The following is a 10,780-nucleotide window of genomic DNA, read 5'->3' as shown; positions in this document are numbered from 1 at the left end:
TGGTTTCATCTCCGGAGAGGCGTTAAGGAATGTTAACGATGAAAATCACCGGGTTGTTATAGCAACCTATCGCACTGTTGCGGACTGGCAACGCTGGCTATCCTCTGAAGAACGAAAAGAGATGATGGAACAGATCAGACCCATGCTTGATCGGGAGGAAAAGTTCACGCTGCTGGAACATTAGCATCAGACACTCAGATGACAGCTTATAAACAGGACGGCTTATGGAGTGCCGCTTATGGAGAGTGCCGCTTAATTAGCATTAACATCTCATCTAGTGCTGAATGAATATGCTCTTGCTGTGTAAAGCCTGATACTTTTCGCGGTTTTAAATCGTGATTACCATCTGGCAGCCAGCGAATCTGGACTGTCGGTGGTAAAGAATATTGTGCCACTTCATCTTTGCAGCCCATCGGATCCCTTTCCCCCTGGAAAACATACACAGGCTTACTCAGAAGCCAAAAATGATCTGTACGTGTAGTCAGTAGCTTTCCAACCGGATGAAAGGGATAACCAAAAACAAAGCAAGCTTGCGCATCCGAGCTTTGCAAAATCATCGTTGCTATCCGCCCTCCCATAGACTTACCGGCAAGGTAGATCGGCACATCGCCAGCAAACTGTTCAATCGTGTCTTTAAAAGCAGTGACGAGCTTGTCTGCACGATCAGGTGGACGTTTTTTCCCGTCAATGCGGCGCTGTTTCATATACGGAAACTCAAACCTGATCACCTGCAACCCACGCTCAGCCAGGTAGCGGCTCACCATCTTCATGAAATCACTTTCCATACCCGCGCCGGCACCATGAGCAAATATCACCCGCCCAAACAGAGGTTCCCCTTCAATCAACAGATCCAAAAACCCACCTCAGCAAATATACGATTAAAGACGCCATTGTAAGGCTTGATCTATATCAAGCAAATGATAGTTAGCTAACGAAATAAACGGGCCTAAAGTAGCAAAGAAAGAGGCAACAACCCCCTAAAGTACACTGTAGACGATTGTACAAGATCGTATACAAATATTTATATTTCAAATAAAATCAACAAGATAGAGTCACGCCAAACAAATAACTAATATGCATATACAATATATTTACCGGACGTTTTATGCGACAATGCGTCACACTCAACGCCTAAACCTCGTTGAAAACACAGGGCTATTCCAAGATAATTGCCCGTGAAACTGTACTATAAAACAAGCTTTTTGATGAGAGCCTGACATGAGCACTGCAATCGAACACCCAACTTATAACTACAAAGTTGTGCGCCAGTTCGCCATTATGACGGTGATATGGGGTATCGTCGGCATGGCAGTTGGCGTCTTAATTGCCGCCCAACTGGTTTGGCCGGCATTAAACTTTGACACTCCGTGGCTGTCTTTTGGCCGTATACGACCTCTACACACCAATGCGGTTATTTTCGCATTTGGTGGATCTGCCCTATTTGCTACATCGTATTATGTAGTTCAGCGCACGTGTCAAACGCGTCTATTCTCAGACGGCTTAGCAGCCTTCACGTTCTGGGGCTGGCAAGCCGTTATTCTTCTGGCAGCAATTACCCTACCTATGGGTTTAACTTCTTCTAAAGAATATGCTGAGCTGGAGTGGCCAATTGACATTCTGCTCGCCGTTGTATGGATTTCCTATGCAATCGTTTTCCTTGGCACTGTCAAAAACCGTAAAACCTCGCATATTTATGTAGGTAACTGGTTTTATATGGCATTCATTATTACCGTAGCGGTTCTGCACATTGTTAACAGTGCAGTAATACCGGTTTCTATGTGGAAATCCTACTCTGTTTACCCGGGTGCAGTTGATGCAATGGTACAGTGGTGGTACGGACATAATGCTGTAGGCTTCTTCCTGACAGCCGGTTTCCTGGGAATGATGTACTACTTCGTACCAAAGCAAGCAGAACGCCCAATCTACTCTTACCGCTTATCAATTGTGCATTTCTGGGCACTGATTGCGACTTACATGTGGGCCGGCGGTCATCACCTTCACTATACTGCATTGCCGGACTGGACTCAGTCTGTAGCAATGGTTATGTCATTGATCCTATTGGCTCCATCCTGGGGTGGAATGATCAACGGTATGATGACACTGTCTGGCGCTTGGCATAAATTACGTACAGACCCTGTTCTTCGCTTCCTGGTTGTCTCTCTGTCCTTCTACGGTATGTCTACCTTCGAAGGCCCGATGATGGCCATCAAAACTGTGAACGCACTATCTCACTACACTGACTGGACTGTTGGTCATGTTCACGCCGGCGCATTAGGCTGGGTTGCGATGATCTCTGTCGGTGCTACCTACCACATGCTGCCAAAACTGTTTGGCAAAACTCAAATGTGGAGCGTCGGCCTTATCAATGCTCACTTCTGGCTAGCCACTGTTGGTACTGTGCTTTACATCTGCGCCATGTGGGTCAACGGCATTCTGCAAGGTCTGATGTGGCGCGCTGTTAATGAAGACGGCACACTGACATACAGCTTCGTTGAAGCACTGGAAGCATCTCACCCAGGTTACTTCGTGCGTTGGTTAGGCGGCATATTCTGGCTGGCAGGAATGCTTCTGATGGCTTACAACACTTGGCAAACTGTTCGTAAGGACAGCAAAGCCCCAGTAGCAGAAGCTACTGCGCAGGTTGCATAAGGCTGAGGAGCAGAATAATGATCAAGCATGACACAATAGAAAAGAATATCGGTTTAATGGTCCTGTTGATCATCATCGTTATCAGCGGTGGTGGTTTAGCTGAAATCGTTCCTTTATTTTTCCAGGCACAAACGACCAAACCAATCGAAGGTCTTCGCACTTATAGCGCGATAGAACTGGAAGGCCGTGACATCTACATCCGTGAAGGCTGTCACGTATGCCACAGTCAGATGATTCGCCCATTCCGTGCAGAAACTGAACGATATGGTCACTTTTCTACCGCTGGCGAGCACGTTTGGGAGCATCCGTTCCTATGGGGTTCAAAGCGCACCGGACCAGATCTGGCACGTGTAGGTGGACGCTACTCCGACGATTGGCATCGCGCTCATTTATATAATCCTCGCGATGTGGTACCTGAGTCTAAAATGCCATCTTATCCATGGCTGTTCGAAGACAGGGTATCGGGAGAGGATACTGCTAAAAAAATGAGCGTTTTGCGCAGTCTGGGCGTTCCTTATACTGACGATCAGATCGCTACTGCTCAGGATGATGTAGCAGGTAAATATGAAATCGAAGCTGTGGTTTCATATCTGCAAGCGCTGGGCAAAACCCATTCTGTTTACAATAACAAACGGTAATTACTAGTGAGTTACGATGTTTACGGCCCATTCATACCGGTGATTATGCTCATCACCTTTATCGGACTTTTTATCTGGGTCTTATTACCCGGCAATAAAAAACGATTTGATGATGCATCTCAACTACCTTTCGCCGATGAGGCGCCAGATAATTCGGATGAATCGACCCCGAACAGGAGAGTTGAAAAATGAGTGCTTTCTGGAGCGCATGGGTAACAATTATTACCCTGGCAGTAATTTTTGGCTGTACTTGGTTACTTTTACGAACGCGTAAGAGTGAAACTTTTAAAGAAGAAACTGATAATACTGTCGGCCACGAATTCGATGGCATTGCAGAATATGATAATCCCCTGCCAAAATGGTGGTTCCAGATGTTTCTGGGCACAGTCGTTTTTGGTTTGGTTTACCTGGCGCTATATCCAGGGCTAGGTAACTTCAAAGGATTATTAGGCTGGACCTCCACAAACCAGTGGGAAGAAGAGATGGCTTATGCTGATGAAGTATACAAGCCAGTCTTCGCCAAATACGCCTCACTGTCCATAGAAGACCTGCAAAAGCCTGAGAACGAAGCGGGCCTTAAAATGGGTCAGCGCATGTTCGCTAACAACTGTTCTGTTTGCCACGGCACAGCAGCAACAGGCGCACACGGCTTCCCTAACCTGACAGATAATGACTGGTTATATGGTGGAACCCCTGATGCGCTAATCCAGACTATTCTGCATGGTCGCCAAGGCGCTATGCCTGCATGGGGCGCAGTGTTAGGTGAAGAAGGTGTACGCGATGTAGCTAGCTATGTACAAACGCTTAGCGGTCAGGAAGCTGATGCCGAAGCTGCTGCACGTGGTAAAACTCAGTTCCAGGCACTTTGCACGGCGTGTCACGGTGTTGACGGTAAAGGAATGCAGGCGCTCGGTGCTCCGAACCTCACTGACAACATATGGCTTTATGGCGGCTCGTTTGAGAATATTACCCATACTCTCCGTTCCGGACGTAATGGTGTAATGCCTGCTCAAAAAGACCTGCTGAGCCAGGATAAGGTCCAGCTAATTGCAGCTTATGTGTATAGCTTGTCTAACAAGTAATTGACAACTATCAATAAAAAGGCGATATGAAGAGATTCATATCGCCTTTTTTTTAGAGATTCGATTACAATATGCAGCTTCTCTAATGGATGCGTTGATCCAGTAGGCTAATACCCGACAATTCAGCTTGCGAGCACAGACATGAATCAGATACCTGTAAAAGATGTCACACCTCCAACAAACGGCAAAAAAGAGGTCTACGAACTCTACGCCAGCCGTGAACACATTTATGTAAAGTTCTATAAAGGTTTTTTCAAGAACCTTCGCGTTATTTCCGGCGCTATAATGCTGCTCATGTTTTACGCATTTCCGTTAATCGAATGGAACGGAAGACAAGCCATTCTCTTCGACCTGCCTAACCGCCAATTTCATATATTTGGTATGACATTTTGGCCTCAGGACTTCATGCTTCTGTCATGGCTTCTGATCATTCTTGCATTCACCCTTTTCTTTGTAACCGTTTTTGCAGGACGCCTCTGGTGTGGCTATGCGTGCCCTCAGTTTGTCTGGACCTGGTTATTCATTTGGGCAGAAAAGTTTGCAGAAGGCGACCGTAATCAGCGCATGAAGCTCGATAAAGCAGACTGGAGTGCTGAAAAGATCAGAAAAAAAACCATTAAACATGCTTTATGGTTATTTATTGCTGTCACCTCTGCTGTTGCCTTTGTCGGCTATTTTTCTCCGATCCGAGAATTAGTTGCAGATTTAGCCGCCTTCTCGCTAGGCCCATGGGAAACCTGGTGGATTGGTTTTATTGCCGTTGCCACATATGCAAATGCTGGCTGGTTACGCGAACAAGTATGTATCTACATGTGCCCTTATGCGCGCTTCCAAAGTGTTATGTTTGACCAGGACACTCTGGTTATCTCGTATGATGAAAAACGTGGAGAAAAGCGCGGCAAGCGCAAAAAAGATAGTGATTACAAAGCCGATGGCCTGGGTGACTGCATTGATTGCGGCTTTTGTGTCAATGTCTGCCCTGTCGGAATCGATATCCGCGATGGCTTACAGTACGAATGCGTAGCCTGCGGTGCATGCGTCGACGCCTGTGATGACATTATGGATCGTATGGGATACGAAAAAGGCTTAGTACGCTATACAACAGAGCATCAGCTGAAGGGTAATACCACTAACATACTCCGACCTCGCCTGATGGCTTATTTGTTCGTACTGCTGGCGATGTGTATCGCCTTTGGCTACACCATCTTCAGCCGCATCCCCCTTGAAGTAGATATTTTGCGAGATCGCGGTCAACTATATAACGAAACACCTAACGGCCTGATTGAGAACGTTTATAAACTTAAACTCGCCAACAAAGAACAACGCGACCACGATTATCGGATTAGCGTTAGTGGTATCGAAGGACTGAAACTAATATCAGAACCAGTGGTCACTATTAAAGCGGGCGAACTACTTGATTACAACATCCGTATACATTTAGAGAGGGAGAATATCAAGCGTCCGAATTATGATATACAGATCAAGGTTCAGGCATTAGATGACAACAGTATTTCAGTGACTGAAGACAACCGATTCATTGGCCCGGCGCCACGTCGATAACCGACCTGCGCATTAAATTAAGGTACAATAGCTGCTCTCTGCAAAGACAGCAGCTATTTTTATGACAGAAAAAAATATGACCGAAGATGAGATTCAAGCAGCAAAACCTTGGTATAAACAACCTTGGCTCCTTTTTATTCTGACTCCGATATTCGCCGTAGTGTTTTACGGTTTTGGCTTTCTTTACTTGTCTATCGTGACAATGGACGGCGTTGTAAAAGATGATTACTACCGCATAGCCAGAGGCTATGAACTCAACACTGAAAAAAATCAAAACGCGATTGACCAGAAGATTATTGCAGAGCTTAATCTGGATGATTTGACCGGCGATATCATGATTAAATTGAATGGTGAACTGACTAATGTGCCTGAATTCCTGACACTGGATATTGTCCACCCCACTCACCAGAAATACGACCAGCTGATCACCCTGAAAGCGGTTGGTTCCCGGCAGCTGTATTCCGGATCACTGGCCAACCCACTCAAAGGAAAGCGTTTTCTTTTCCTCTTTCCACCAGATGAAAGCTGGCACCTTCACAAAGAGATTCTGCCACCTTATGAACAGCGCCGCATTCAGTTAATGCCGAATTTATAAGGCACAAAGAAGTATGAATAGTAGTCTTAATAGCCAGCACAGCCTTGTGAAATGCTTTCATTGCGGCCAAGACGTACCCAAAGGCGTACAGTTTGCTGCCAATATTAAAGGTACAGCACAACCCATGTGCTGTCCCGGATGCAAAGCAGTAGCAGAAACCATTGTTTCCAGCGGGCTTGAGCACTACTACAAATACCGCCAGGGAGATTCAACCTTCACCCCGGATCTCTCTGGCACAGAACTCCCCAGCGCCATTCAGGACGAGCTAAAACTCTATGACAATGTTTCGATTCAACAAAATTTTGTCATCACATTAGAAGATGAGATTAAAGAAGCAACCCTGGTCATTGAAGGCATTACATGTGCAGCCTGTGTCTGGTTACTTGAACATCACCTGGTAAAACAAACAGGTATTGAGCAAGCGTCTGTCAACCTGACCAATCACCGGGCACGTATACGCTGGCATGATAGTGAAATTACATTAAGCAGCATCATGGCGGCGATTTACCACATTGGGTATCAAGGCCACCCTTATCACCCGGACAAAGAAGAACAATTACTTGAGCTTGAAAAAAAGCGCGCTTTTCGCCGTCTCGGCGTAGCCGGTCTCGCCATGATGCAGGTCATGATGATGTCCATCGCTTTGTATGCCGGGGCACTACAGGGAATAGAAGACAAGATTGAAGTCTTTATCCGCTGGACCAGCCTGATTATTGCTACACCGGTACTGCTCTACTCCGCCAGACCCTTCTTTACGGCTGCATTACGTGACATCAGAGCACGACACCTGAGTATGGATGTTCCCGTATCTATCGCCATAGGTGGAGCCTACCTGGCAAGTGCCTGGGCCACTTATACCCAAAGTGGCGAGGTTTATTTCGACTCCGTTACCATGTTTACTTTTTTTCTGTTGATCGGTCGTTATCTGGAGATGCAGGCAAGGCATCGAACCGGACGAGCCGGTAATGCCTTATTAAATTTAATCCCCGACAGCGCCATAAAATTAGCAGACGGGCAAGAAATACTCATCCCGGCAAACGACCTCAGCATTGATGATGTTGTGCTGGTTAAACCAGGCCACACGATACCGGCAGATGGCATTATTGTGGCGGGTTATTCCTCAGTAGATGAATCAGCACTGACCGGTGAGTACCTCCCCATCAACAAAACGCTGGGCGATCATGTTGTCGGTGGGACGATTAATGTAGAAAACCCCCTTCAGCTGCAAATTACAGAAGTAGGTGCAGGTACAAAATTATCTGCCATTGTCAGGTTACTCGACAGAGCTCAGGAAGAAAAACCAGCGGTTGCTAAAATTGCCGACAAAGTCGCTAGTTATTTTGTCGCAGCCGTTCTGGTAACCTCTGTTATAGTCAGCCTTACCTGGTGGAACATCGACCCGCAAAACGCTTTCTGGATTACCCTGTCAGTACTGGTTGTTACCTGTCCTTGCGCACTTTCATTAGCGACACCTACCGCGCTAACCGCAGCAACCGGCACATTAAGGCAACATGGCCTGTTGATTACCCGCGGACATGTACTAGAAAGCCTGGCGACCGCCACACATATCGTGTTTGATAAAACCGGTACGCTCACAGAAGGCAACTTATCGCTCAAACGCACGCATTTGTGTAGCACTACAGATGCACAAACTGTGCTGGAAATTGCCGCCGCATTAGAAGCCCACTCTGAGCACCCTATTTCCAAAGCGTTTCGAAAATACCAACTGCGAACCGCAGACTCGATGAATGCAGAACTGGGACAAGGCTTAGAAGGCAATGTTGATAACATCGTTTATCGCATCGGCAAACCTGAATTTGCTTCTGCACTATGCCAACAAAAACTGACTTATGATGATGCGCCCGATCATAATGGCCAATGGCTGCTGCTTTGTAACGCCGAAACGCCTCTTGCCTGGTTCTGCTTAAACGACCAGATTCGAAAGGGCACCCAACAGACATTAGCCATTTTTCAACGTCTTGGGCTTAATATCCAGATGCTGACAGGCGACAACTCCGCTGCGGTTCAGGAGGTTGCTGATGAACTACATATAGATAAGGTCATTGCCAACGCCTCTCCTGAAGAGAAGCTTGCCTATATTCAAAAGCTGCAAAAGAAAGGCGCCAAAGTCGTGATGATTGGTGACGGCATCAATGACATACCTGTACTCGCCGGTGCTCAGACATCCATAGCCATGGGGAGCGCAACGGATCTTGCCAAAACCAATGCCGATGCGGTGCTGATCAGTAGTGATATTGAGCGTTTAACCGACGCTATTCTTCTGTCACGAAAAACCCAGCATATCATTCGCCAAAACCTGAGTTGGGCACTGTTATATAATCTGATTGCCTTACCATTGGCCGCCATGGGCTTTATTGCACCCTACATGGCCGCAATCGGCATGTCAGTCAGTTCACTGATCGTTGTGGGCAATGCGCTTCGCCTGACTAAACTTGTTCGCCGCAATCCTGTAAAATAGTCACTTCAATTTTCGAGATGGTTCTCCATGGAAATTCTTTTTATATTAATACCGATCGCTATCATCCTGTTAGGGTTCGCTATTTGGGCTTTTTTCTGGAGCGTTAATACCGGGCAATATGATGACCTTGATTCACCGGCCCACAGCATATTATTTGATGATGATGAAGATATGATTCCAGACGATGCCAAACAGGGAAAGAACAATTCCTCTCGTGACTGAATCTCTTTCTTTAACAACAGCGCTACTGCTAGGCTTGCTTGGCAGCGCGCACTGCCTTGGTATGTGTGGGGGCATCGCTGCCACTATATCGATGGGACAAAAAAGCTCACGACTACCTAACCTGCTGGGATACAACCTCGGCAGGCTTTGCAGCTATGCACTTGCAGGGGCATTGGTAGGCTCACTCGGGGTTATCATTAAAGACAGTACATCAGCCATTGTGCTGCGCACATTGGCTGGCATCCTTTTAATCAGCATGGGTTTGTATGTTGCTCAATGGTGGAAAGGTCTTGTCCATATTGAAAAACTCGGCAATAAACTCTGGGCTTTAATCCGCCCGACAGCCAGCAAACTCCTACCGGTTACGAACATAAAACAAGCACTTCTGTTAGGTTTTTTCTGGGGCTGGCTACCCTGCGGCTTAGTTTACAGCACACTGATATGGGCAGCGACCGCACAAGATGCATTACAAAGCAGTAGTTTAATGTTTGCTTTTGGTATCGGCACACTACCCGCTATGCTAACCACCGGCCTGCTGGCCAAACAGGTTCAAACATTACTGGCAAATCGTAACGTTCAACATTTTGCCGGCCTTCTTATACTGCTTTTTGGCCTATATACTATCCCATTTCGTGCAATCATCGATATTTGATACATGTCAAATCAATCTTCTGATCAGATGCTATACTGCTGTGCTTAAAAATAATGAGGAAACTATCGTGGCCCTGGACAAAACCATTTCATGGGATCTTGATCTTATTAAACGTTACGATCTTTCCGGTCCCCGGTATACCTCTTATCCTACAGCTATTCAGTTTGATACGTCGCTGTCTGAAACACAGTTGGTTGAAAGCGGACAAACTACGACAGATACATCGGCGCCACTGTCTCTCTATATCCATATCCCCTTTTGCGCTCATGTTTGTTATTTTTGCGCCTGTAATAAAGTCATTACCCGCAACCGAAAAAAAGCTCAGCCCTATCTGGACACACTCTATAAAGAGATAGAGCAGGTAGCCAAATGGTACAGCGATAAAAGAATTGTTAACCAGCTTCATTGGGGCGGCGGAACACCAACCTTTATCAGTGACGAGCAGATGGCGGAACTGATGAATAAAATCAAGCAGGAGTTCAACCTGCTCGATGATGACAGTGGTGACTATTCCATTGAGATCGACCCTCGTGAAGCTTCATATGAAACGATGCAAACCCTCAGAAAGGTCGGCTTCAACCGAATCAGCCTGGGTGTTCAGGACGTTAACCCTGCCGTCCAGGAAGCAGTAAACCGCATACAACCCACCGAACAGACTGCAGCCGTGCTTAAGTCAGCGCGAGAGCTCGGTTTCAAATCGATTAACATGGACCTGATCTATGGACTTCCGCACCAGACTTTCGAGAGCTTCAATGAAACACTCGATACGGTAGTTGCCATGAGCCCGGATCGCTTATCCGTTTTCAACTATGCGCATATGCCGGATCGTTTCCGCTCACAAAAGCATATCAATGCAGCCGATCTACCTGGTCCGGAAACCAAGCTCGCTATTCATGAGTCCAC

Annotated in this window: 11 protein-coding genes and 1 pseudogene; 11 read left to right on the top strand and 1 reads right to left on the bottom strand. The window is 46.6% G+C overall.

The window, feature by feature from the left end; all coding sequences use genetic code 11:
• Window positions 1–7: 7 nt before the first annotated feature.
• Window positions 8–70: pseudogene (locus ABY436_RS16465) on the top strand (antibiotic biosynthesis monooxygenase); the annotation flags it as partial.
• A 166-nt stretch (window positions 71–236) separates the two neighbouring features.
• Here ABY436_RS16465 and ABY436_RS16460 read toward each other — a convergent pair.
• Entirely contained in the window at window positions 237–854 is a 618-nt protein-coding gene (locus tag ABY436_RS16460) for an alpha/beta family hydrolase (protein WP_372740022.1), read from the bottom strand.
• A 364-nt stretch (window positions 855–1,218) separates the two neighbouring features.
• Here ABY436_RS16460 and ccoN point away from each other — a divergent pair, with 364 nt between their 5' ends.
• The 10 genes from ccoN to hemN all read left to right on the top strand — a co-directional run.
• Window positions 1,219–2,649: a cytochrome-c oxidase, cbb3-type subunit I gene (ccoN, locus tag ABY436_RS16455; RefSeq protein WP_372740021.1), complete on the top strand. Its 1,431-nt coding sequence runs from the start codon at window positions 1,219–1,221 to the stop codon at window positions 2,647–2,649.
• Window positions 2,650–2,666: 17 nt separating this feature from the next.
• The gene (gene ccoO, locus ABY436_RS16450) at window positions 2,667–3,287 is read left to right on the top strand and encodes a cytochrome-c oxidase, cbb3-type subunit II (protein WP_372740020.1); all 621 of its coding nucleotides are present in this window, start codon (window positions 2,667–2,669) and stop codon (window positions 3,285–3,287) included.
• Window positions 3,288–3,293: 6 nt separating this feature from the next.
• Window positions 3,294–3,479, top strand: coding sequence for a cbb3-type cytochrome c oxidase subunit 3 (locus tag ABY436_RS16445; RefSeq protein ID WP_177201099.1), 186 nt, complete (start codon window positions 3,294–3,296; stop codon window positions 3,477–3,479).
• On the top strand, window positions 3,476–4,369 hold the full coding sequence (gene ccoP, locus ABY436_RS16440) for a cytochrome-c oxidase, cbb3-type subunit III (RefSeq protein ID WP_372740019.1): 894 nt from the start codon (window positions 3,476–3,478) through the stop codon (window positions 4,367–4,369). Before ABY436_RS16445 ends, ccoP begins: the two co-directional genes overlap by 4 nt.
• Before the next feature lie 141 nt (window positions 4,370–4,510).
• On the top strand, window positions 4,511–5,929 hold the full coding sequence (gene ccoG, locus ABY436_RS16435) for a cytochrome c oxidase accessory protein CcoG (protein WP_372740018.1): 1,419 nt from the start codon (window positions 4,511–4,513) through the stop codon (window positions 5,927–5,929).
• Window positions 5,930–5,990: 61 nt separating this feature from the next.
• Window positions 5,991–6,524 (top strand): FixH family protein, encoded by a 534-nt coding sequence (locus ABY436_RS16430; protein WP_372740017.1) that lies wholly within the window; start codon window positions 5,991–5,993, stop codon window positions 6,522–6,524.
• A gap of 13 nt (window positions 6,525–6,537) precedes the next feature.
• Complete coding sequence (locus ABY436_RS16425) at window positions 6,538–9,003, top strand: heavy metal translocating P-type ATPase (RefSeq protein ID WP_372740016.1); 2,466 nt, start codon at window positions 6,538–6,540, stop codon at window positions 9,001–9,003.
• A gap of 27 nt (window positions 9,004–9,030) precedes the next feature.
• Window positions 9,031–9,225, top strand: a complete 195-nt coding sequence (gene ccoS / locus ABY436_RS16420; RefSeq protein WP_372740015.1) for a cbb3-type cytochrome oxidase assembly protein CcoS — start codon at window positions 9,031–9,033, stop codon at window positions 9,223–9,225.
• Window positions 9,218–9,877: a sulfite exporter TauE/SafE family protein gene (locus ABY436_RS16415; protein ID WP_372740014.1), complete on the top strand. Its 660-nt coding sequence runs from the start codon at window positions 9,218–9,220 to the stop codon at window positions 9,875–9,877. The genes ccoS and ABY436_RS16415 overlap by 8 nt, the downstream gene beginning before the upstream one ends.
• Before the next feature lie 67 nt (window positions 9,878–9,944).
• Window positions 9,945–10,780, top strand: an 836-nt coding sequence (hemN, locus tag ABY436_RS16410) for an oxygen-independent coproporphyrinogen III oxidase (RefSeq protein ID WP_372740013.1), incomplete at its 3' end; no start/stop codon positions are given.

It is taken from the genome of Neptunomonas sp. (assembly GCF_041601355.1).
GTDB lineage: Bacteria > Pseudomonadota > Gammaproteobacteria > Pseudomonadales > Balneatricaceae > Neptunomonas.
The sequence above is the reverse complement of the archived record's forward strand: the minus strand, read 5'-3'. Positions and strand labels throughout refer to the sequence as shown.